The sequence below is a fragment of the Agrobacterium sp. 10MFCol1.1 genome (genome assembly GCF_000381165.1).
In the GTDB taxonomy this organism is placed as follows: domain Bacteria; phylum Pseudomonadota; class Alphaproteobacteria; order Rhizobiales; family Rhizobiaceae; genus Agrobacterium; species Agrobacterium tumefaciens.
The window spans coordinates 23,954-47,964 of the sequence record NZ_KB906081.1; the positions used below are offsets into that span (position 1 = coordinate 23,954).

The window sequence follows — 24,011 nt, forward strand, 5'->3', positions numbered from 1 at the left end:
TGCGGCACGATGACTCAGCACCGCAAATTCCAAAGACAAATCGGCTCGGGATTTGGTAGCTTCCGGCCATGCTTGATGCCACTGAGCTTCCCGATGATGTTGCCGACCTGAAGGCGATGCTGATTGCGGCACAAGCACGTGAGATGGCGAAGGACGTAGCGATAGCCAGGAAGAATGAGCATATCGCCCGGAAGGATGAGCGGATCGAACGGCTTGAGAAGCTGTTCGCAGCATTCAAGCAGGCGGCCTTCGGACGCAAGTCCGAGAAGACCGATCCTGACCAATTCGACCTGGCGCTGGAAGACCTGGAGACGGCTATGGCCGTGGTCCATACCGAGGATGAGGCGGACACTCTTGCTAGAAACCGGATTGCCAAGCCACGCGCCATCAATCGCGGCTCCCTTCCAAAGCATCTTCCGCGTGTCGAGGAGGTGATCGAGCCGGAAAGCCTGATATGCGCCTGCGGCGGTTGCCTGCATTATATTGGCGAGGTTGCCTCCGAGCGGCTGGACGTGACCCCGGCACAGTTCCGCGTCATGGTTACCCGTCGCCCGAAATATGCGTGCCGCGCCTGCACTGACGGTGTCGTTCAGGCTCCAGCTCCAATACGGCTGATCCAGGCAGGGCTTCCAACGGAAGCCACCATCGCCCATGTGCTGGTCTCCAAATATGCAGACCACCTTCCGCTTTACCGTCAGGCCCAGATCATGAGCCGTCAGGGCATCGATCTCGACCGATCAACGCTGGCTGACTGGGTCGGTCGAGCATCTTTCGAATTGCGTCCCGTCTTCGATGCGTTGATCGCCAACCTGAAGCGCTCCACCAAGTTGTTCATGGACGAGACCTGTGCCCCGGTTCTCGATCCCGGCTAGCGTAAGACCAAGACCGAATACTTCTGGGCGCTGGCGCGGGATGATCGACCTTGGGGCGGCGGTGCTCCGCCCGGCGTGGCCTTCACCTACGCTCGCGGGCGCGGTGGCATTCATGCCAGGCGGATACTGCAGGGCTTCTCAGGCGTCCTGCAGGTGGATGGATATGCCGGATACAACAGGCTGATCGCGCCAGGCCGTGTCGGTCCGGACATCAGGCTTGCCTATGGTTGGGCCCATGCTCGGCGCAAGCTGGTGGAGATCACTCGCAATGGATCAGCACCGATTGCCGAAGACGGCGTCAAACGAATCGGCGTGCTGTATCGCATTGAAGGAGAATTGCGCGGCCTTGATCCTGAGGCTCGCCTTGCAGGTCGCGTGGAGGGCATCCATTTTGACGCAGTGCTGTTGCTGATGGCCTCTCAGCACGCGTTGCTAGATGACGTCGTGCGTTTCTTGCATGGCTGCGCTGCATTAAAGCCTATTTAATATGCGGTAAAACGGGGTATCTTGTTTTCATCGAAGCGATGCACCTCCTCCCGCAAAGCTTCGGATTGAGATGACCCTATCCTCCTCCCAAGGGTTGTCTTGTGAACAATGGCACTCCTCCTCCCAGCCGTTGTTCGAAATTTCGGAAAGCCTGCCGCACCTCCTCCCGCGGCGGGCTTTTTCGTTTTCGGGACAGGGGCATCACAAGCCAAGCGCGAGCTGCGCTTCCTCTTCACTCTCTTCGGTGCTCAGCGAGGAAAGGGTAATCCCCAACAGCCTTACCGGACGTTTGAATGGAAAGACGGAGGCAAGCAGGGTCTCTGACATTTCCTGGATCATTGCGAGATCAGACACGGCTCCCGACACTGTTTTGCTGCGTGTCGCCTGGCTGAAATCCGAATATTTGATTTTCACGGTCACCGTCTTTCCCGTGATGTCGTGGGCCTCGCAATAACGCCAGACTTTCTGAGCCAAAGGGCCAAGCTCCGCCTTCGCGACATTGAGATCGTCGATATCCTCGACGAATGTGTCCTCGGCGCCGACAGATTTGCGGATGCGATCGGGCTTGACCTGCCGTTCATCGATACCGCGGGCGATGTTATAGAAATAAGGGCCGGACTTCCCGAAATGCTGTTGCATAAAACCGAGTGATTTCGACTTGAGATCGAGCCCTGTTTCGATGCCGTGCCGTTTCATCCGCTCCGCCGTGGCGGGTCCTACGCCATGGAATTTCTTGACGGCCAGGGCTTCAACAAAGCCAGGCCCATTCTTCGGCGTAATGACGGCCTGGCCATTCGGTTTGTTCAGGTCGCTTGCCATCTTGGCCAGAAACTTGTTGTAGGAGATGCCGGCAGATGCATTGAGGCTGGTGACCGCCTTGATTTTTGCGCGGATCTCCAGCGCAATTTCGGTGGCGATCTCCATGCCTTTCAGGTTTTCGGTGACATCGAGATAGGCTTCGTCGAGCGATAGCGGCTCGATCAGAGGGGTATATTCGGCAAATATCTCGCGTATCTGTTGCGACACCTGCCGGTATACCTCGAAGCGTGGCGGCACGAAGATCAGATCCGGGCATTTCCGTTTGGCAGTGACGGACGGCATGGCTGAATGGACGCCGAAGGTTCTCGCCTCGTAACTTGCCGCAGCCACCACGCCTCGTGCGGCCGATCCGCCGACGGCGACCGGCAGGCCGCGAAGTGCGGGGTTGTCGCGTTGTTCCACCGATGCATAAAAGGCATCCATGTCGATATGGATGATCTTTCGAACAGCCGTGTTGTCCATCGTTCCAGCCTGTACGATCTTCCCTATTTCCACATCGCCCGCATCCGCGCGCCTACATCGATGCGGATCTGCTGCGCGCTGCGCTCGGAGGCTGCGGCCGAAACCAGGGGCCAGGTGGCGGTTTCAAAGAACTGCAGCAAAGTTGCCGGTATGAAGCGGGTTCTAGCGGCATAGACATGCCGGTCGCCCTGCGCGTTCTGGCCATGGGTGAAGAACCGTTGCGGGGTTATCAGTGACAGACTGTCCTTGGCGCGCGTCATGGCGACATAGAGCAGCCGGCGTTCCTCCTCGACTTCATGGGTGGAGCCGACACCCAGATCGGAGGGTATGCAGCCATCGACCACGTTCAGGATAAAGACGGAACGCCATTCCTGGCCTTTTGCCGAATGAATGGTTGAAAGCGTCAGATAATCCTCATCGAGCAGCGGCACGCCTGCCTGATCGCTGGTTGCGTCCGGCGGATCGAGTGTCAGTTCGGTGAGGAAGCGTTCGCGGGAAGGATAGCCGCCGGCAATCTGCTCGAGTTGCAGCAAATCGGCCTTCCGCGTCTCGGCATCCTCATGGATGCGTTCGAGGTGGGGCTCGTACCAGAGCCGCGCCTGCTCGATATCTGATGGCCAGCCGTCGTGCGATTTTCGCAGGTTCGCCAGCAATTGCACGAAGGATACCCAGTCATCACCGGTTTTGGGTGGCGGCGGAATTTCGGCAAGGGCGAGCAGAGGTTCCGGGTCTGCCGCAATCGTATCGAGAATATTGCCGGCTTTCTTCGGCCCGATACCCGGCAGCATCTGAAGTAGCCTGAAACCGGCGACGCGGTCGCGCGGGTTTTGCGCGAAACGCAATACCGCCAGCATGTCCTTTACATGGGCACTGTCGAGAAACTTCAGGCCGCCAAATTTGACGAAGGGAATATTGCGGCGTGTAAGTTCAACTTCAAGCGGCCCGCTGTGACTGGAGGTTCGAAACAGCACGGCCTGTTGCTTCAGCGTCATGCCGGTCTCACGATTGGCCAGCACCTGGTCAATAACGAAGTTCGCCTGCTCGGTTTCGCTTTTTACTGTCACGAGCTTCGGCCGCTCGAGTGACTGTCGTTCGGTCCAGAGGTTTTTGGTGAATCGCTCACGGGCAAGGTCGATAACACCATTGGCGGCAGCCAGTATCGGCTGTGTCGAGCGATAGTTGCGATCAAGGGTGATAATATCGGCAGCCGGGCTGAAAGATGCCGGAAAATCAAGGATATTGCGCACCGTTGCTGCCCGGAAGGAATAGATCGACTGGGCATCGTCACCCACCACGGTCAACCCGCGACCGCCCGGCTTCAGTGCCATCAGCACCGCGGCCTGCAGCCGGTTGGTATCCTGATATTCGTCGACCATCACGTGGTCGAAACGATTGCCGATATCGCCTGCAAGGTCGGGATCGCTGACCATCTGGGCCCAGTAGAGCAGAAGATCGTCGTAATCGAGAACGTTCTGGGCCTGCTTGGCCTCCACATAGGCGGCGAATAATTGCTTGAGTTCTTCTTCCCAGCTGGACACCCATGGATAGTGCTGGCGCAGGATTTCTTTCAGCGGCGTTTGTGAATTGACGGCGCGCGAATAGATCGCAAGGCAGGTGCCCTTTGTCGGAAAACGGCTCTCGGTTTTGGAGAAACCCAGTTCGTGTCGGGCAAGATTCATCAGATCAGCGCTGTCTTCGCGGTCGTGGATCGTGAAATCCACGTCCAGTCCAATCTGTTCCGCATAGATTCGCAAGAGGCGGGCGCCGATCCCGTGAAACGTGCCGGACCAGGCCATCGCATCCGTGAGGGCTCCGGCGTTGGCGCCGATGACCTGCTTGCAGATACGCTCGACACGGCGCGACATTTCGGAAGCGGCACGCCGTGAAAACGTCATCAGCAGGATGCGGCGAGGATCGGCGCCATTGACGATCAGATGCGCCACCCGGTGCGCCAGCGTATTGGTCTTGCCGGAACCGGCACCGGCGATAATCAGCAACGGTCCAGCCGTGTGTCCGCCTGAAGGCCCAACGCCATGTTCCACGGCCTTGCGTTGCTGCTCGTTCAGTTTGTCCAGATAGGCAACCGCCATGCCTGCATCCTTGATATTTTCCTATCCGCACGACGACGGCATTTTTCAAAAGCACTCTTGTTGCAATGATTAGCAAAAACTCAAACAGCAGGCCAGAACAAATAATGAACGCATGTCTCTGTCCTCCACACTGCGGTGGACAAACTTGGCTGATCGATATTCGCAGCCTCAATCGGGTTCCGCATGGCGTGTTGACCGGCATTCTTTTCAAACCACTGAACCAACCCGGCGGCTGATGAGTTCACCAGTCGCGTCTTGGAAGACGTGTTTGTTGGGAGGACAAAAGCATGAAGCATCTGAAACTATGCCTGATCGCTGTTGCGGCACTGGCCACATCGACATTTGCCTTTGCCGAGCAGAAGGCCATGAGGTCTGACGCCACGATCGCGTCGGATATCAATTATCTGCTTTATACGCCCAAAGACTATGCCGGTTCGGACAAAACCTATCCTCTCGTGGTCTGGCTGCATGGCGGCGATCAGGGCGGGAGCGACGTCGAAAAGCTGCGCCGCAGCGGTCTGCCAAAATTGATCGAAGGGGGCCGTGATTTTCCTTTCATGGTGTTTTCGCCACAAAATCCGAGTGAGGAACTGCTTTATCCGATCGAACGTGTCGCAAGCGTCCTGGCTTCCGTTGTGGCGGATCATCGGGTGGACCGCAGCCGTATCTATCTGATTGGATATAGCCGGGGAGGGTTCGGCGCCTGGTCAATGGCCGAGCAGTTTCCACAAACTTTTGCTGCGGTCGTCCCAATTGCCGGTGGCGGCATCCGCCATTACCTCAACCGCACCAATGAAAAGACAGCATTCTGGGCCTTTCACGGCTCAAGGGACGAGGTGATTCCTTTGTCCGATACTGTTGTCCTCGTTCAGCGTCTCCAGGAACTTAAACGTAATGTGCGGCTGACGGTTTTTGAAGATACGAACCATGAAGAGGTGGAAGCAAAAGTGCTCGGCGATGAGGCGATGTGGACCTGGCTTCTCCAGCAAAAGCTTGCAGACGCAAAGACGCCTTCGGCACCCTGAACCCCCAGCGGGCACCATTTACCGATGGTATGAAAGCCCATAACCCAGCGCGGCCGTCATAAGGCCGGGCTGGCCACGTTATAAGCCTTCGTCAAAACATCTCTCCACAAGCGTGTCTTTCGCCTCTTGACACAGAGCAGGGAAGTCGTGCTAATACGCATTAACAGCTAATACGTATTAGCAGTCAACGAGTGTCGGGGAGGGCATTGCGTGACCAGCCATAAACGCCTTACTCAGAACGATATTGCGAAGCTTGCCGGCGTCAGTCAGGCCACGGTATCGCTTGTTCTGAACGGCGCGCCGACCGCGATCGCCCGTATCCCGGCAGAAACACGCGAACGCGTACAGGCGGTCATTCGCAAGACGGGTTATGTCGCGGACCCGATCGCGCGCCGCATGGCCAAGGGGCTTAATCGCATCCTCGGCGTCTTCACCTACGAGCCTGCCTTTCCAAGCGCACAGGCGGACTTCTTCACGCCGTTCCTGTTGGGCATCGAGGAAGAGGCGCAACAGCAGGCGTACGATCTTCTGCTGCTGACCAGTGCCGGCGTCGGCAACAACCGCAAGATTTTTTCCGAGGGCAACAGGCTCCGGATCGCCGATGGCTGCCTGGTCCTGGGCCGTGAATTCGACCGCAAGGAGCTTACCCGGCTGGTCTCGGAAGATTATCCATTCGTGGCGATCGGCCGACGCGACGATGCTGGCGGGCCCGTGCCCTATGTTGGCGGCGACTATGCCGCGGGCACACGGCAGCTTGTTGAAGATGCCATGATGCTCGGGCATTCCAAGCTCGCCTATATCGGCCCTGCGGGTCCGGCGGAATCGATTGCCGACCGCTGGCGAGGTTTCAGTGATGCGCTCGGCACGGCGGCGACGCTTGCATTGCACATAAAGGCGGTAAACCGGCCTGCCGAAAAGATCCTCGACGCGATCATCGAAAGCGGCGCGACGGTGGCATTTTTCATAGAACTGGCGGATGCGGTGCGCGTCGAGACTTTGGCACGGGAGCGCGGAATTGGGGTGCCCGAAGTGTTTTCGATGGTCGTGCTTGGCAGCCATATTCGTGCCGGCCGCAGCCCGGTGCGTTTCACATCCTATGAAATTCCCCGTGAAGAGATGGGCCGGCAGGCGACTGCAATGCTGGTGAACCGCATCGAGACCGGCAGCCCGGGAAGTCAAATTCTTCTCAAGTGCCAACCCGTCAAGGGTGAAACATTGGGGCCGGCTCCAGTGGCCTCCCCAGATAAGTCCCCAGTCAACAAAACGGATGAGACGACGTGAAAGAGATGCAAGCAGACATTCTTGTGGTCGGTGGTGGCCTTGGCGGCGTGGCGGCGGCCCTCGGTGCCGCACGCGCCGGAAAGCGCGTGATCATGACCGAGGAATATGACTGGATCGGCGGTCAGCTGACCAGCCAGGCCGTGCCATCGGACGAACATAGCTGGGTCGAGCAGTTCGGTATCACCCGCTCTTATCGCGCGCTGCGCAACGGCGTGCGCCAATATTACCGCGACCATTATCCTTTGACGGAAGGCGCCCGCTCCTGGAGTGACCTCAATCCGGGTGGCGGCTGGGTCAGCCGCATCTGCGCCGAGCCGCGCGTCAGCCTTGCGGTGATGGAAAGCATGCTTATGCCCTATATCGGCGCCGACCGGCTGACAGTGCTCAAGCCCTATCGGCCGGTTGCTGCCGATGTGGACGGCGATAGGGTCCGCGCGATCACCGTGCGGCATCGCGACAGCGGAGCTGAGATCGTCATTTCCGCCGACTACATTCTTGATGCCACCGAGCTTGGCGATCTGTTGCCGATGACGGGCACGGAATATGCCAAGGGGTTCGAGGCGCAATCGGACACGGGTGAGCCCAGTGCGCCGGCCAGCGCCCAGCCTGATAATGTGCAGGCCGTGTCGATCTGCTTTGCAATCGATCATGTCGACGGCGATCAGACGATCGACAAGCCTGATAATTACGACTACTGGCGCAAGTACGAGCCGCATTTCTGGGGTGGGCCGATGCTCGGTTTCACCGCGCCGCATCCGCGCACGCTGGAACACACGACCCGCTCCTTCACGCCCAATCCGGACGACGATCCGTTGCTGGTCGATGCCGACCAGCGCAAGGGCGGTGGCGATGAAAACCTCTGGATTTTCCGTCGCATCGCGGCACGCAAGAACTTTGCGCCAGGTTTTTATAAATCCGACATCTGCCTCGTGAACTGGCCGATGATCGACTACATGGACGGCACCATCATCGATGTGTCGGAAGAAGAAAAGGCGCGGCATCTGAAGGCGGCGGCCGAACTTTCCTATTCGGTGTTTTACTGGTTGCAGACCGAAGCGCCGCGCCTTGATGGCGGACAGGGTTTTCGCGGCCTGCGCCTCAGAGGCGATATTACCGGCACCGAACACGGCCTTGCCATGGCGCCCTATATCCGGGAAAGCCGCCGCATCAAGCCGGTCACGCGCATCGTCGAACAGGATCTTTCCTACACGGTTCGCGGTGACAGGGGGGCTGTCCGCTATCGCGACAGCATCGGCATCGGCATGTACCGCATCGATCTGCACCCATCGACCGGTGGCGACAACTATATCGATGTGCCTTCCTGCCCGTTCGAGATTCCGCTTGGCGCACTCATACCCGAGCGCGTGAAGAACCTTATTCCGGCGGGCAAGAACATCGGCACGACGCATATCACCAATGGCTGCTACCGTCTGCATCCAGTCGAATGGAATATCGGCGAAGTGGCCGGAATGCTGGCGGCCTATTGCCTGGAAAAAGGTCTCACACCGCATCAGGTGCAGGAAGACGATGACCATCTTCATGCCTTCCAGACGGCGCTGACCCGCGAGGGCATTGAAATACGCTGGCCGGATATCGCGGCCTATTAGGACGGCGGACTGTCGTTCGATCGAACCCATCTTTGGAGGAGGACTGGGAATGAATAGTCATTGGAAAATGCAAACCACGGTCTGCGCGCTGGCCCTTATCGGCTCGTTTGCGCTGGCAGGGGCAGCGGCGGCGCAGGATGCGGTCAAGCTGCGCATGACGATCTGGAGTGCCAACGAGGCGCATCTGAAGCTGTTCAACGACATCGCAGCCGGCTTCAAAAAGGACCATCCAAATGTCAGCGTGACCTATGAGTCCCTGCCTTTCGACACCTATACCACTGCGCTCACGACCCAGATTGCGGGCGGCAATGCGCCTGATATGGCCTGGATTTTCGAGACCTCGGCCTATGATTTCGTCAAATCAGGCGCGCTCTATCCGCTCACCGACACGCTGAAGGCCGCACAGGGTTACAATCTCGACGAAGTCAGCGCCGGGGCCACGGAACGCTGGTCGCAGGACGGAAAGCTCTTCGCCTATCCGTTCTCGACCTCGCCCTTTGCGGTCTTCGTCAACAATGATCTCATCAACGCCGCAGGTGCAAAGACCCCGGCGGAGATGATCGCTGCCGGCGAATGGACCTGGGAAAACGCCATCGCCACCGCCTCGGCGGTCGCGAAATCCGGCAAGGGCGGGCTTGTCGTCCGCGACTTCAATTACCAAAACTGGCAATATCTGACCTCCGTGTGGAACGGCTGGGGCGCATCGCCCTGGAGCGCGGATGGCGCAACCTGCACCATGTCGGAAAAGCCGATGGCGGATGCGGTGTCGTTCATCCATGATGCCATCTTCAGCAAGAAGGCCATGCCCGGCCCCGGCGAGACGGTCGATTTCTTTGCCGGTAATGCCGCGATGACCATTACCCAGATCAGCCGGGCCTCGCTTTTGCCGAAGGACAAGCCTTTCGGCTGGGACCTAGTGCCGCTGCCGAAAGGACCTGCCGGTGAATACGCGCTGATCGGGCAGGCCGGCATCGGCGTCATGCAGTCTGGCAAGAATGCGCAGACGGCGGCCGAATTCGTTGCTTACATGACCAATCCGGAAAATTCGGCAAAGCTCAGCCAGTTCTTCCCCTCGGCACGCAAGTCGCTGTTGAATGCGGAGGTTTTGAAAAAAACCAATCCGCTGCTCAGCCAGGAACAGATCGAAAAGGTCGTCATATCAGGCATCGCCACAGGCAAGGTCATGCCCGGCCACACCGGCTTTGCCCAGATCCAGCAGATCGTGCGCTCAAACCTCGATGCGGTCTGGCGGCCGGAGGCCGATGTCGCGGGAGCGCTTCAAAAAATCTGCGGCCAGATCGCGCCGCTCCTGAAGCGCTGAGGAGAAAGCCATGGCTGTCGCGCAGGAGATTACCCGTCCCCGGCATCGCCCTGCATCGGCGTTCTGGACCATCGCGCGGCGCGACAGTCTCGCTGGCTTTCTGTTCATCGCCCCGCAGCTGATCGGGATCATCATCTTCGTGCTGATCCCGCTCGGGCTGGTGTTCTGGTATTCGCTGCATGAGTGGAACGTGCTCGCCAATACCTTCACCTATACCGGTGCGCAGAACTACCGGATGCTCATCGAAGACGGCAATCTTCTGGAGGTGCTGGGCGCGACCGGGATATTCTCCGCCGGCCTCGTCGTGTTCAACCTGTCGCTGGCGCTGCTGCTTGCCGTGCTGCTTAACCAGAAGCTTGCCGGCATAGCGATATTCAGAACGCTGTTCTTCTCGCCCGTCGTCGTGTCTCTGGTTGCCTGGACGATCGTCTGGGGTTTCCTGCTGCAGAAGAACGGCGGCATCAACGGCATGTTGCTGATGGTCGGCATCGAAGGCCCCAACTGGCTGCGCGAGGAGACGACAGCGATGATTTCGGTCATCGTCGTACAGGTCTTCAAGAATGTCGGGCTCAACATGATCCTGTTTCTGGCGGCACTTCAGGGCGTGCCGAAGGAATTCTACGAGGCCGCCCGCATCGACGGCGCGCCAGCCTTCAAACAGTTCCGTCGCATTACCCTGCCGCTGATCAGCCCGACGATCCTGTTGACCTCGATCATCACCATTGTCGGCTCGTTACAGGTTTTTGCTCAGATCGCGGTTTTGACCCAGGGCGGGCCTGGTCTGTCGACCACGGTGCTGGTCTACTACCTCTATCAGCAGGCCTTCCAGTTCCATTTCTTCGGTTACGGCTCGACGCTGTCCATCCTGCTGTTTCTGATTGTTGCCGTGCTGACCTTTGCCCAGTGGCAGATGCGCAAGAGGATCGTCTTTTATGAAAGCTGACCTTTCCCCCCGCATGCAGGTGGCGCTCTACGGGTTGCTGTGCGTGCTGCTTGTCCCCTTCGTCTTTCCAACCTGGTGGATGGTGACATCGTCGATCAAGCCGATCAGCGACATCTTCGCCTTCCCGCCGCAGTTCTTTCCCCAAAACCAGGATTGGACGACCTACTCGAAGGTATTCGAGTTGCAACCCTTCGTGCGGCAATACTGGAACTCCGCCTATATTGCTGCTGTCGTGACGATTGGCACGATGATTGTCTCCTCAATGGCAGGATATGCCTTCGCACGGATCCGGTTTCCGGGCGCCAATGTGATCTTCATGATCGTGCTGCTTGGCCTGCTGATCCCGTCCGAAGTGACGATCGTGCCGCTCTTCCAGATGTTCCTGAAGGCAGGCATGGTCAACACCCACTGGCCGCTGATCCTCGTGCCGATTTTCGGGGCGCCAAGCGTGTTTGCCACCTTCGTCATGCGGCAGTTTTTTGTGACGCTGCCAGGAGAGCTGGAGGAGGCCGCGCGCGTCGACGGTCTTGGACGTTTCAAGATATTTCGCAAGATTGCCTTGCCCCTGGCGAAGCCGGCGCTTGCTTCGGTCGCGATCTTTACGTTCCTGCATTCCTGGAACCTGTTCCTCGAACCCATCGTCTTTCTCTCCAGCGCCGAGATGTTCACGCTGCCGCAGGCGCTGACGCAATATACCGACGCCTATGGCGGGCCGATGTGGAACATCCAGCTTGCCGCAGCGACGCTGACTTCGCTGCCCGTGCTCATCGTCTTCGTGATTGCCCAGAAGCAGTTTGTCGAAGGCCTCGCCCATACCGGCCTCAAGGGCTGAAGAACCGGAAACCGATTGATGGCTCACGTTACTCTCTCCGACATCCGCAAAAGCTATGGCGCGGTGAAAACCATTCACGGCATCGATCTCGCCATTAAGGACGGCGAGTTTGTTGTGCTTGTTGGGCCTTCCGGCTGCGGCAAGTCGACCCTTTTGCGGATGATAGCCGGTCTTGAAACGATTACCGGCGGTGAGCTCAGGATCGGCGAACGGGTCGTCAACGATCTCGATCCCAAGGACCGCGATATTGCCATGGTGTTCCAGTCCTATGCCCTATATCCGCATATGACGGTGGCCAGCAATATGGGCTTTTCGCTGGAGCACCGCGGCTCGAGCAAGCAGGAAATTGCTGAAAAGGTGAACTGGGCAGCGGATATTCTTGGCCTTGCGCAGCTGCTCGACCGTTATCCGCGCCAGCTTTCCGGCGGCCAGCGACAGCGCGTTGCGATGGGCCGCGCCATTGTGCGCAATCCGCAGGTGTTCCTGTTCGATGAGCCCCTGTCAAACCTTGATGCGAAGTTGCGCGTCGTCATGCGCGGCGAGATCAAGGCACTGCACCAGAAGCTGAAGACCACCACGATCTATGTGACGCACGACCAGGTCGAGGCGATGACGATGGCCGACAGGGTCGTGGTTCTCAATGGTGGCAGGGTCGAGCAGATCGGCACGCCGCTCGAACTTTACGACCGCCCGGCAAATCAGTTCGTTGCGGGCTTCATCGGTTCGCCATCGATGAACTTCCTGACCGGCGCGACAACTGAAAGAGGTTTTGAAACCGCAGGTATCGTGTTGCCCTTGCCAGTTTCCGCGGCCGGCTTCGCCGGCAAACAGGCCGTTTACGGCATCCGCCCGGAACACTTCCTACTTGATGCCGGCGGCGTGCCTGCCGAGATAATGCTGGTTGAACCATTAGGATCGGAAACGCAGGTCACCATGAAACTCGGCGATACCAAGGTGCTCGGCGTCTTTCGGGAACGCATAGGGCAGGCAGTCGGCGACAGCATCATGGTCTCGCCGACGCTTAACAGCGTCCATCTGTTTTCGAGTGAAGACGGAGCGCGGCTGAACTGATCACGAGGCCCTCTGCCTCTTGAGCGGGCCGAGGGCCTGATCAGATACTGGACTGCCAGGGAAAACCTCGCAGTCCAGCTGTTCCCATGGCTCACCCCATGACGGCTTTCAAAGAAAGCTGCTTTCGAAGAGTTCGCCTGAATAGGCCGCGTGGGTGATGCCCGCTTCAAGATCGGCCTTGGTCAACTCATCGACAAAAACACCATTCTGCATTACCAGAACGCGGTCGCACATATGGGCTATAACCGACAGGTCGTGGCTGACGAGAACGAAGGTGAGGTTCTGCTCGTCGCGCTGATCGGCCAGCAGGTTCAGGATTTCCGCCTGAATGGAGACGTCGAGAGCGGATGTCGGCTCGTCGAGAAGCAGGATCGGCGGCTTGAGGATAAGCGCGCGGGCGATCGCAACACGCTGACGCTGGCCTCCAGACAGTTCGTGCGGGAAGCGCTCGGCAAAATGCGCGGGCAGGCCAACCTGCTGCAGTGCGGCCGAAACCTTCGACCAGCCGTCACCAAGCCCCATGGAGCGGATCGGTTCGGCAAGAGCCCGGCCGATGCGGTGGCGCGGGTGCAGGGAACCATAGGGGTCCTGGAACACCATCTGCGCCAGCTTCAGCTCGTCGCGGCTACGCACTTTACCCACAGGCTTGCCTTCGAAAGAGATCGATCCGGTCCAGCCGGATTCAAGGCCGGCAAGCGATCGCAGCAATGTCGACTTGCCGCAACCGCTTTCGCCAACGATGCCGAGTGTCTCGCCTCTGTTGACCCGAAAGCTGACGTCGCGCACGACGTGATTGCGGTTTTCCTTCGTGCCGTAGACGACATCCAGCTTTTCTACCGTGATCATCGCATCACCTCCGCATCGATTGCCTGGCGATCCAGCACCTTGAGGCGCCGGACCGGATTGCGAGGATCGGGCATGGCCGCGATCAGGCCCCGTGTATAGGGGTGTTGCGCATCTTCGAGCTTGGAAAGCGTCTCCACGACGCGTCCGCCATACATGACCAGCACGCGTTCGCAAAAGGCCGCAACCATGCGGATATCGTGACTGATGAGGATGAGGCCCGAATTGTTTTCGCGCACCATCTCGTCCAGAAGCAGAAGGACATCCTTACGGACGCTGACATCGAGTGCTGAGGTCGGTTCGTCGGCGATGACCAGCTTGGGTTTGGCAAGCAGCATCATGGCGATCATCACGCGCTGTCCCATGCCGCCTGAGATCTGGTGGGGATAAAGCCCCATCACGCGGTCAGGATCGTTGATGCGCACGCGCAGCAGCATGTCGCGCGCGGCATTTCTGGCGGCCTTGCCCTTGAGGGCCAGATGCAGCTCGGCCGCTTCCGTCACCTGCTTTCCGATCGGCAGGACCGGATTGAGGGAATAACGCGGGTCCTGCATGATGAGCGCCATCTCGCTGCCGCGGATAGCACCCATCTGGCGCTCGGATTTTTCAAGCAGCGGTTCGGAGAGGAAATCCATCCGTTCTGCCGTCACCGTGGCGCTCTTGGGCAGAAGGCGCATGGCGGCACGACCGGTCGTGGACTTTCCGGACCCGGATTCGCCGACGATACCGACACGCTCGCGCCCGACGTCGAAGTTGACATTGGAGACGGCGGGGATGGCGTTGCGGCCAAAGCGAACGTTAAGATCGCGGACCGAAAGAATGGGAGAGCTATCAGGAACGGGCATGACGCGGATCCAGTAGGTCGCGCAGCGTATCGCCAGCGATGTTGAAGGCAAGGCTCGTCAAAAGGATCGCGATGCCGGGCATGACGGCGACCCACCAGTAATCGAGCATGAATTTACGGCCGCTGGAAATCATCGCCCCCCATTCAGGAAGTGGCGGCTGAGCGCCAAGACCGAGGAAGCCAAGCGAGGCGGCCGTCAGGATGATACCGGCCATATTCAATGTCAGTCTGACGATGACCGAAGGAATGCACATCGGAGCGATATAAAGAAACAGGATGCGCATCGGCGAGGCCCCATAGAGGCGTGCGGCCGCAACATAGTCGGTGTTGCGCACGACCAGCGCTTCGGCACGCGCCAGACGCGCGATGGGCGGCCAGGCGGTCAGCGAGATCGCGATGATTGCGGTGCCGAGACCGGCTCCCATTGCAGCAGCAAAGGCAAGTGCCAGAACGAGCGAAGGGAAGGAAAGGACAATATCGGTCGCGCGCATCAGAATGGCGTCGGTTCTGCCGCCGAAGAAACCGGCCATGACACCGATTGCAAGGCCGATAGGGCCGACGATGACCGAGACCGACAAGACGGTCTGGATCGTGATGCGGGTGCCATAGACGAGGCGGCTGAAAATGTCTCGGCCAAATTCGTCGGTCCCCGCCAGATGCGCCCAGCTGGGAGGCTGAAGCGCATTGTCGAGCACCTGGCGCACCGGATCATATGGCGCAATCAGGGGAGCGAAAATAGCAACCACGACCAGAATGGCGAGAATGGCAAAGCCGAACATTCCAAGCGGCTCGTCGCCAAGCTTCCGCAGCGTCCGCGCCGTCGTTGTGGATATCCGAGACAACGCGCTGCGGCTCCGCACGGGAGTGTTCTGAGTTATATCGGTCATCGAGCGACCTCCCGTGTCCGCGGGTCAAGCGTGGTGTAGGCCACGTCTGCGAGGAAGTTGAGCATCATGAAGATGAAGCCGATGACGATCGTGGCTGCGAGGATCGCATTCATGTCACCGATAAGCAGTGCGTTCGTCATGTATTGTCCGATGCCGGGCCAGGAAAAGACGATTTCGGTCACAACGGCGCCTTCCAGCAGATTGCCATAGGAGATGGCGAGAACGGTGATCAGCTGCACCGCGATATTCGGCAGTACATGGCGGGTTACGGTGCGCGCCGGGCTGACGCCTTTCGCACGCGCCGCGATCACATAATCCTGGCTGAGCTGTTCGAGGGTGAAGGCGCGGGTCATGCGGGTAATGTAGGCCATTGCCATATAGGCAAGGATGATCGCCGGCAGCATGATATGCGCGAGCGCATTCCAGAAAATCTCTGTCTCACCTGCTAGAAGAGTGTCGACCAGCATCAGCCCTGTTCTCGGCTCCACGAGGCCTTCGTAAAAGACGTCCACGCGACCGGGCCCGGCGACAAGGTTGAGATTCGCATAAAAAATCACGAGCCCGACGATACCGAACCAGAATACGGGTATCGAATGCCCCACCAGCGCAAAGACACGTGCGAACTTGTCGATGAACGTGTCGCGAAACAGGGCCGCGGCGAGACCGAGCGGGACGCCGATGACGGTGGAGATGATGATTGCCAGCGTTGCAAGCTCAAGCGTCGCCGGGAAGGCTTGCGCCAGGTCCCGCGTTACCGGGTTTCCGGTCAGGATAGCTATACCGAAATCGCCGTGCAGCAGGCCGCGGAGATAGATGAAAAACTGCTGGTAGAGAGGGAGATCAAGCCCAAGCCGAGCCCGCATGGCTTCATAGGCCTTGGGATCTGCAAGCTCACCGACGATTGCCCCGACCGGATCGGTCGGCATCACCCGGCCAATGATGAAGGTGATGCAGAGCAGGATGAAGAGGCTGACGACAAGTTGCAGGAAGCGATGTCCAAGCCCGCGCAATGAAATTTCAGTCATCGCAAATCGCACTTCCACGCGAAAACGCTGTCAGCGATGCCACTTTTTGAACGGCTCGCCGCAGACGAGCAATTCTACCCTGCAAAAACTTTTGATGGTACTTCATCCCAACTCCTCCCTGAGCTAACATGAAAACATATGACGTAACGCCACGTCATCATATGAGTAACGAAGGGATTCGTTTTCTGCAAGAGGGAAGAGTGGCATGATGGGCGATAGGGAAAAGCCGCGGGAGCGGCGGGCACAACAGATCATCGATAATCTCAGTGCAGAAATTCGCAGTGGAAAACTGAAGAACGGCGATCAGCTTCCCACGGAACCGCAGCTTGAGCGCACCTACGGCGTGAGCCGCACAGTGGTTCGCGAGGCGATCGCGGATCTGCGCTCTTCCGGCTATGTCATTCCCATCCACGGCAAGGGCGTGTTCGTCAGCAATGTCAGCGAGTGGGCCGGTGTGAAGCTGACGCAATCCGAAGTTGGCACAATTGCAGAAACGCTGGAAATGCTTGAGTTTCGGCTCGCAACCGAAGGCGAAGCAGCGGCAATTGCCGCCTATCGCCGCACAGCCCAGCAAGAAGCGGCGATTTCCGCAGCCCATCGGAAAATGGGCCGGGCCATCGATGCAGGCGAAAGCACCGTCAGTGCCGATTACGAGTTTCACACGGCCATTGCGATAGCGACCAACAACCGGTTCTATCTCGAGGCACTGCGCCAGTTCGGGTCACGCTCGATACCGCGCGGTCAGTTTCCAACCCTGCCGGAGACGGGCGACGCGGATTATCTGCGCAAAGTGCAGGCCGAGCATGAGGCAATCCTGCGCGCCATCGTAGAGCAGGATCCGGATGCCGCGCGGAAAGCCATGCGTGATCATATGCTTGCGAGCCAGCGTCGATACAGGTTGCTTTCCGAGGCGCAATAGCATCTCGACACTCATCTTATTTCGTGCGATGTCATATGATGACTAGCATGGAGTGAGGAGAGAATCGATGTATGTCGGCACCCAGGTGACAGCGCGCGATGACGAGGATTTCAAGGTTTGGGCGCAGCTTGGCGTCAGGAATATCAACGCAGATCCGCCTGGTGCACCCGCAAGCTGGACCTTTGAGGATTTTGAGCGCCACCGCGACAAGGTCGAGAGCTTTGGCCTCGTGCTCGACATGGTGCAATTGCCGTTGCCATCAAGGCCGATCGAACAGGCATCGTTTCCCGATATCCTGCTTGCCGGGCCAGAACGCGACCGGCAGATCGATGCCGTCTGCAGAATGATTGAGGATATCGCCAGGGCCGGCATCCCGGCGGCGAAATACAACCTCAATCTCATCGGCATCCCGCGCACTGAAATGGAGCGCGGGCGCGGTGGTTCGCTCAATGAAGCCTGGCGATGGGACAAGGCGGACCATGATGCGGCTCCGGGCCTTGCCGGTGTTCTATCCGAGGACGAAAACTGGGAACGCATCGACTATTTCCTCGAACGCGTGGTGCCGGTTGCCGAAAGCAACAAGGTGCGGCTCGCCTGCCATCCGCATGACCCCTACACCCCGCCCGGCTACAAGGGTGTCACCCGGGTGCTCGGCACCGTCGAGGGCCTGAAGAAATTCGTGCAGATGCGGGAAAGCCCTTATCACGGACTGAATTTCTGCCAGGGATCGATCGGCGAGATGCTCGACAATCCGCGCGAGGAGATCGACGAGATCATCCGCTGGTTTGGCAGCCGCGACAAGATATTCAATGTCCATTTCCGCAACATCAGCGGCGGCAAGCTGTCGTTCATGGAAACGTTTCCCGACGAGGGTGACATGGACATGGTCCGTTCGCTGAAGCTCTACCATGAACTCGGCTATCGCTATATGATCATGCCCGATCATGTGCCGACGATTGCGGGCCGCGATCCCGTCGGTGTCGCCTTTGCGTTTTGCTACGGCTACATCGCCGCGCTCATCGAAGCGCTTAATAACAACCATCTTTGACTGTTTCAGGCCGGTTGGCGCACGTGGCGCTGCCGGCTTGCAATTACCGATCTGTAGGAGGAGCAGGTATGAAAAAATCGATGATCCGTCTCGCATTCACCACCGTTCTGGGCGCCATGTTGGTGCAGGCGTCGCCGGTGGCGGCCAAGACCCCCAACGACCAGCTCGTCGTCGGGACGTCGCTTGCCCAGGTGCTGTCGCTAGACCCCCATCAGGCCACCGAAGCGAAAGCCAACGAAATCATGGCCAATCTTTACGATCGGCTGATCTCGGTCGATGGCTCGGGAAAGGTTTCGCCGCAGCTGGCAGAGCGCTGGGAGACAGATGACAAGGGCATCACGTTTCATCTTCGCGCCGCCAACTTTGCCTCGGGCAATCCCGTTACCTCCGCAGATGTGGTTTATTCGTTCAGCCGCCTTTTGAAGATGAATCAGGCGGCGGCCGCCAACCTCAAGCGCGTTGGTTACAACGCGGAAAATGTCGACAAGCTGGTGAGCGCCCCGGACGAGAAGACGGTCCGCATCGAACTGTCAGGGCAAACGACATCCGAACTGCTGCTCTATCGTCTGGCGATGGTCATTGCCAGTGTCGTCGACAGCAAGGAGCTCAAGTCCCATGAAGTTGATGGCGACTGGGGCAATGCGTGGCTGAGAACAAATTCCGCCGGTTCAGGACCCTTCACCCTCAATCGCTGGTCGCCGAACGAAATCATCATTCTTGAGGCCAACAAGGACTATGTAGCCGGCAGCCCGAAAATGCGTCGCGTGATCGTGCGGCATGTACCGGAAAGCCAGGTGGAGCGCCTGATGCTGGAGCGAGGCGACATCGACATTGCCAGCGCGCTGACGGCATCCGACCTTGCGACCTTCAACAACAAGGAAGGTTTTCAGATCCAGCGCGTGCCGACGGGTGGTTTCTACGTCCTGTCCATGAATGCCGGCAAGGAGCCTCTTTCCAACCCCAAGGTTCGCGAAGCGATTGCTTACGGCATCGACTACAAGGGAATGGAAAAGACCATCATGGGCCCCTATGGCAGGGCGCGCACGGTGCCGGTTCCGGAGAATTTCGAATATGCCATTCCAAGCCCCGACTGGAAGCTTGATGTCGAGAAAGCGAAATCTCTTCTGAAGGAAGCCGGTTATGAGAATGGCTTCACGCTTAATCTGAAGACAATTGCCCAAACGCCGCGTATCGATCTTGCTACGGCCATCCAGGCATCGCTGAGCCAGGTCGGTATCAAGGTGAACATTCAGCAGGGTAACGGTTCGGATGTGATTGCCGCTCACCGTGCGCGAGACTTCGATCTGCTCATTCCGCAGACGGGCGCCTATATGCCCAACGTCCTCGGCTCGATGGAGCAGTTCTCCAGTAACCCCGACAACTCGCTTGCTGCCAACAATGCCGGCAATTTCGTCTGGCGCTCTGCCTGGGACATTCCGGAACTGACGGCTCTGACCGCAAAGGCTTCCCTTGAGCCCGATGCCAAGAAACGTGGGGAAATCTACACCCAGATGCAGGAAATGTTCGTCGCGCAGAAGCCAGCGGTTCTGCCTCTCTTCGAGAGATACGAGCCGATCGTTTTGACGTCGCGCGTCAAGGATTATGTCGGTCACCCAAGCCAGACGACGCGACTGGAAAACGTGACGAAGCAGTGACTGCAAACCACTAGACGGAAAACATGTGACGGGCGGTGAATTTACCGCCCGTTTTTTTGTGGGGCCCCCGACTGCTTGCTGGCCAATTAAGACAGGGCCGCCGTGCGAACTATTACGCCCGCATCCTTGAATTCTTGGGGTTTTCGCGATGGCTTTAGCGGGTTAGACCGTGCAGCGATCGACCCTTTCCCAGAGCGGGATTCCCAAACCCCGCTCGCTCACATTCCACTAAATGCGTTGGCACCATGAGCTTCCCACAAATAAAACTTCCCGCAAGGCCGCTCAGTTTGAAGCGCGGTGTCATTTCGGTACCGGCGGCCTATTATTTCTCCATTCCCGTGCTGCTGGTGATTACAGTCGTCCTGCTCGTGGCCGAAGGCCCGGGTGTGTTGCGCGACTATCAGATCAGCCGCGACCCGCTGGAGATCGAAAGCGGCGATATCAACGGCAGTTGCAAGACCCGCAAGGCGATCTTCACGAATTGCGAAGCGGAGCTTTCCTACGACCATGGCGGTGTGAGCTACAAGAAGGATGTCGAGGTTATGTTCGTCGATTTCCATTCAGGTGACTATGAAACCGGTCTGGTCATTTCGGCGAAGAATCCCGAACTTGCAACGATTTCACTTGGCCTCGATATGCTCTGGAACCGGATCATAACCCTGGGCGTGTTCGTTGCCCTGCTCGGTTTCGGCTGTTTCGCACTGCTGCTTACACTTATCCGCACCTTGCGGGCTCGTCTGCGTCTGCGGCACCCGGCGCCATTGACTGTTATTCCGGTGGCGCTGACGGCGGTCGCCGAAAAACGCAGCCGTCTTTTCGTGACCTATGCCGATACGGTCAGGGAGGGGAAGACGAAGAGGCAATCCTTTACCTCCCTGGAGAGAGGGCGAATCCCGGTCGTCGTCGGCCACACCGGGAAACACGATGTCGCACTGGCGGTCTGGCACGGTGAAACCCCGCTGCCTGTTCTGCTTGACGATCAGCTGGAGCGAATTGACCTATCGGAACAGGAAAGAGCGGAAGCACTTGCTTCGCTCGAACCGGTGCTTGCGAACCGTGGGCAGGAGGGTGTACCCGCCCCCGGCGCGGCGGTGACAAAAGCCCCAAGCCTTGCGCGACGGCTGGCAACGTTCGTTGCAATTGTCGCCTTTATCGTCGTTGCAACCTTGGGGTACTGGCTGTGGTACGTCACCAGCGCGCCTTCGCAATTCAACTCTCCGGGCATGGACCTCAACAACATGATGCCCGCGGCGCTCAACGAGTGGGGCTGCGCGCGTCTGCAGGAGCGTTTTGCTGATGGTCCGGCACCTTTCGGTTGTGCCGGGGACGATTTTCGAAGCTGGAAATAAAGGCTTTCTCTCTTGGCGTTTATTGGGCCGGTCGCAAGAGCTTTATGGGCTGGCGCGTCGGCCCGGCGTCTCCTGGCTCTTTGTCGATGAGATCGATCAATTATCCAAAGTTGCATTAGAGATTTATAAATAAACCAACTCCATAGTGCGATCGTGGGCGGTTCTCGAGGCTGGGAGAGTGCATCATGTTCACGGTTCTGGAATGCGTTGCGGTACAACACGATCATGCGATCGTGCTGCTTGCAGCGGTTATTTGCCTGCTTGGCATGCATGCTTTTTTCCATTTGTTGTTGCGTGCGGAAGAAAGCCCGGCTGGCCGCAAGCCTTACTGGGTGCTGGTTGCCGCCTTTGCAGCGGGGCTCAGCGTCTGGGCCACGCATTTCGTTGCCATGCTTGCTTATAAGGGTTCAGTCCCGATCGGCTTTGATTTCCAGTTCACGGCGCTGTCGGCGGTTCTGGCCGTTCTGGGGTTCTGGCTGGCGCTCAGGGCGCGCTCGCAGGCGAGCTACAGTCCCGTTATCGTCGGAACGCTGGTTACCCTTTCGGTTGCCGTCATGCATTTCGTCGGCATGGCGGGCATGGATGTGGCCGCCACGATCAGCTATCGCTGGGGCCCCGTTTTGGGTGGCTTTGCCGTTGCCTGGGTATTTTTTCTGCTGGCCTTTTTCCTGTTCCTTCGCTTCGCCGCATGGAAACGCATCGTCATTCCGGCCGGATGTTCGATCTTGGCAATCTGCGCTTTGCATTTCACCGCCATGTCGGCCACGATCCTGTCGCCGGATCCGTCCGTCGCTGGCCCGGATCCCGACAATCTCGCCAGAGTAATCATGATTGCTGCCGTTTCGGGCGTGACTTTCCTGGTCCTCGCAGCCACTGCCACCGCCGCTCTCGTTGACCGTTACCTTGTCGATCTTAAGGGGCTTGTGGATGCGACGCTGGATGGTCTTGCCGTGGTCCGTGATGGCCGCATTGTTGAGCTGAACACCCGTTTTGCCGGGCTTGTCGGCAGCGATGAGGTATCGCTGATGGGTAAAAATCCAGATGATCTCTTCAAGGCCATGGACGGACAGCCCACCTATCTGCCGCGCCTCGCGCCGGTTGAGGCAATCCGCGAACGCGCCGATCGGCCGCAGGTATTCGAGCTTGCCGTGCGCACAATCGAGTATCGCGGCCATCCTTGCGAAGTGCTGGCGATCCGCGACCTGACGGAAAAGCGGGAGGCGCAAAGGGAGATCGAATATCTGGCCCGCCACGATGTGCTGACCGGCCTTTCGAACCGCACCATGTTCCAGACGCGGCTGCACCAGCAGATCGAACATTGCGACGCGGAGGATGAGTTTGCCTTGCTGGCGCTCGATCTCGACCGGTTCAAGGCGGTCAACGACATTTTCGGCCATGCCGAGGGCGACCGGGTGCTGAAAAAAGTTGCGACCATCCTCGATGAATGCGCAAGGCCGGGAGATATCGTCGCCCGTCTCGGGGGCGATGAATTCGTTATCCTGACTGCCCGGCACACCAAATCGGAGGAGGCACGTCTGCTTGCCGAGACAATCCTTGCCATGTTCGGGTTAAGAATGAATGCGGCCAACGACCCGACCGCTGTCGGCGTCAGCATCGGCATCGCTGTCTTTCCGCGGGATGGCAACAGCAACGAAAGCATCTTGCACGCCGCTGATCTGGCGCTTTACCGCGCCAAGATGGGTGGGCGCGGAATATTGTCCTTTTATGATCCCCTGATGGATCAGGAGGCCCGCGAGCGCCGCCAGCTCGAAACGGATCTGCGGCTCGCCATCAACCGCAACGAATTGGTGTTGAACTATCAACCTGTCCTTTCCGTCGAATGTGGTCAGGTCGTTGGTTATGAGGCGCTGGTACGCTGGCAGCATCCGACACGGGGTGTCGTACCTCCGGATGTCTTCATTCCGATTGCAGAGGAAAGCGGGATCATCATCTCGCTCGGCGAATGGGTGCTGCGCGAGGCCTGCCGCCAGGCGAGCACCTGGGCGCCGCACTTGAAAATCGCAGTCAATGTTTCACCATTGCAGTTTTCGCTCGCAAATCTCGGCCATGTCGTATGCACGGTCCTCATGCAGTCCGGCCTTTCGCCGAACCGGCTGGAACTCGAGATCACCGAAGCCGCGTTGCTGAAGGACCGCAAGGCGACGCTGATCATCCTCAACCAGTTGAAGGCGCTGGGTGTGGCCATCGTCATGGATGATTTCGGCACCGGCTATTCATCGCTCAGCAACTTGCAGAGCTTCCCCTTCGACAAGATCAAGATCGACCGCAGCTTCATCGCCGCCATGAGCGAGGATGATAATGCCCGCGCCATCGTGCGCGCGGTGATCGGCCTCGGTCGCAGCCTCGATCTGCCAGTGACGGCGGAGGGTATCGAAACCGACGCGCAATATCGCATGGTTGTCGATGAAGGTTGCGCGCAGGCGCAGGGTTATCTCTTCGGCAGGCCGGATGTGGCTCCTGCCGCGGCGGCAAGCACTGGCAAGCGGAAGAAACATTCCGTCTGAAAGAGGAGTGCGGCGGCGTGATGCCGTCGTAATTCCATTCTCCTACGCCAATGGAACGAGAGCGAACGCAGATCGTTAGGATTGTGTGTGGTGCGTCCGTGTCACCG

Annotated in this window: 18 protein-coding genes and 1 pseudogene; 13 read left to right on the forward strand and 6 right to left on the reverse strand. The window is 58.6% G+C overall.

Features of this window, described 5'->3' with window-relative positions; all coding sequences use genetic code 11:
• Positions 1-68: 68 nt before the first annotated feature.
• Positions 69-1,247: pseudogene (locus F617_RS27245) on the forward strand (IS66 family transposase); the annotation flags it as partial.
• Positions 1,248-1,559: 312 nt separating this feature from the next.
• On the opposite strand, the gene dinB reads toward F617_RS27245, so the two are convergent.
• Positions 1,560-2,639 (reverse strand): DNA polymerase IV, encoded by a 1,080-nt coding sequence (dinB, locus tag F617_RS0121410; protein WP_019566648.1) that lies wholly within the window; start codon positions 2,637-2,639, stop codon positions 1,560-1,562.
• Between the two features lie 23 nt (positions 2,640-2,662).
• Positions 2,663-4,729, reverse strand: a complete 2,067-nt coding sequence (locus tag F617_RS0121415) for an ATP-dependent helicase (RefSeq protein ID WP_019566649.1) — start codon at positions 4,727-4,729, stop codon at positions 2,663-2,665.
• A gap of 287 nt (positions 4,730-5,016) precedes the next feature.
• Between F617_RS0121415 and F617_RS0121420 the strand changes: the two genes are divergently transcribed.
• From F617_RS0121420 to F617_RS0121450, 7 genes are all read left to right on the forward strand, one after another.
• The gene (locus F617_RS0121420; RefSeq protein ID WP_013761149.1) at positions 5,017-5,754 is read left to right on the forward strand and encodes a prolyl oligopeptidase family serine peptidase; all 738 of its coding nucleotides are present in this window, start codon (positions 5,017-5,019) and stop codon (positions 5,752-5,754) included.
• A gap of 210 nt (positions 5,755-5,964) precedes the next feature.
• Complete coding sequence (locus F617_RS0121425; protein WP_019566650.1) at positions 5,965-7,035, forward strand: LacI family DNA-binding transcriptional regulator; 1,071 nt, start codon at positions 5,965-5,967, stop codon at positions 7,033-7,035.
• Between the two features lie 5 nt (positions 7,036-7,040).
• The gene (locus tag F617_RS0121430; RefSeq protein WP_019566651.1) at positions 7,041-8,642 is read left to right on the forward strand and encodes an FAD-dependent oxidoreductase; all 1,602 of its coding nucleotides are present in this window, start codon (positions 7,041-7,043) and stop codon (positions 8,640-8,642) included.
• Positions 8,643-8,691: 49 nt separating this feature from the next.
• Complete coding sequence (locus F617_RS0121435) at positions 8,692-9,963, forward strand: sugar ABC transporter substrate-binding protein (protein ID WP_026330994.1); 1,272 nt, start codon at positions 8,692-8,694, stop codon at positions 9,961-9,963.
• Between the two features lie 10 nt (positions 9,964-9,973).
• The gene (locus F617_RS0121440) at positions 9,974-10,906 is read left to right on the forward strand and encodes a carbohydrate ABC transporter permease (RefSeq protein WP_019566653.1); all 933 of its coding nucleotides are present in this window, start codon (positions 9,974-9,976) and stop codon (positions 10,904-10,906) included.
• Positions 10,896-11,738: a carbohydrate ABC transporter permease gene (locus F617_RS0121445; RefSeq protein WP_019566654.1), complete on the forward strand. Its 843-nt coding sequence runs from the start codon at positions 10,896-10,898 to the stop codon at positions 11,736-11,738. The genes F617_RS0121440 and F617_RS0121445 overlap by 11 nt, the downstream gene beginning before the upstream one ends.
• 18 nt (positions 11,739-11,756) lie before the next feature.
• Positions 11,757-12,809 (forward strand): ABC transporter ATP-binding protein, encoded by a 1,053-nt coding sequence (locus tag F617_RS0121450; RefSeq protein ID WP_019566655.1) that lies wholly within the window; start codon positions 11,757-11,759, stop codon positions 12,807-12,809.
• A 108-nt stretch (positions 12,810-12,917) separates the two neighbouring features.
• Here the strand turns inward: F617_RS0121450 and F617_RS0121455 are convergent, their stop codons facing one another.
• From F617_RS0121455 to F617_RS0121470, 4 genes are read right to left on the reverse strand one after another with little or no spacing between them, the layout of a single operon-like run.
• Positions 12,918-13,655 (reverse strand): ABC transporter ATP-binding protein, encoded by a 738-nt coding sequence (locus F617_RS0121455; protein WP_019566656.1) that lies wholly within the window; start codon positions 13,653-13,655, stop codon positions 12,918-12,920.
• Complete coding sequence (locus F617_RS0121460; RefSeq protein WP_019566657.1) at positions 13,652-14,497, reverse strand: ABC transporter ATP-binding protein; 846 nt, start codon at positions 14,495-14,497, stop codon at positions 13,652-13,654. Before F617_RS0121460 ends, F617_RS0121455 begins: the two co-directional genes overlap by 4 nt.
• Entirely contained in the window at positions 14,484-15,383 is a 900-nt protein-coding gene (locus F617_RS0121465) for an ABC transporter permease (protein ID WP_013761140.1), read from the reverse strand. Before F617_RS0121465 ends, F617_RS0121460 begins: the two co-directional genes overlap by 14 nt.
• Positions 15,380-16,408 (reverse strand): ABC transporter permease, encoded by a 1,029-nt coding sequence (locus F617_RS0121470; RefSeq protein ID WP_004431168.1) that lies wholly within the window; start codon positions 16,406-16,408, stop codon positions 15,380-15,382. The genes F617_RS0121465 and F617_RS0121470 overlap by 4 nt, the downstream gene beginning before the upstream one ends.
• A 205-nt stretch (positions 16,409-16,613) precedes the next feature.
• Between F617_RS0121470 and F617_RS0121475 the strand changes: the two genes are divergently transcribed.
• The 5 genes from F617_RS0121475 (at position 16,614) to F617_RS0121495 (ending at position 23,904) form a co-directional block, all read left to right on the forward strand.
• Positions 16,614-17,327, forward strand: coding sequence for a FadR/GntR family transcriptional regulator (locus F617_RS0121475; RefSeq protein ID WP_004431172.1), 714 nt, complete (start codon positions 16,614-16,616; stop codon positions 17,325-17,327).
• Between the two features lie 67 nt (positions 17,328-17,394).
• On the forward strand, positions 17,395-18,375 hold the full coding sequence (locus F617_RS0121480; RefSeq protein ID WP_004431175.1) for a mannonate dehydratase: 981 nt from the start codon (positions 17,395-17,397) through the stop codon (positions 18,373-18,375).
• A 116-nt stretch (positions 18,376-18,491) separates the two neighbouring features.
• On the forward strand, positions 18,492-20,030 hold the full coding sequence (locus tag F617_RS0121485; protein WP_370953851.1) for an ABC transporter substrate-binding protein: 1,539 nt from the start codon (positions 18,492-18,494) through the stop codon (positions 20,028-20,030).
• A gap of 245 nt (positions 20,031-20,275) precedes the next feature.
• Positions 20,276-21,379: a hypothetical protein gene (locus F617_RS0121490; RefSeq protein WP_026330996.1), complete on the forward strand. Its 1,104-nt coding sequence runs from the start codon at positions 20,276-20,278 to the stop codon at positions 21,377-21,379.
• A 185-nt stretch (positions 21,380-21,564) separates the two neighbouring features.
• On the forward strand, positions 21,565-23,904 hold the full coding sequence (locus F617_RS0121495; RefSeq protein ID WP_019566660.1) for an EAL domain-containing protein: 2,340 nt from the start codon (positions 21,565-21,567) through the stop codon (positions 23,902-23,904).
• The last annotated feature ends 107 nt before the right edge of the window (positions 23,905-24,011 follow it).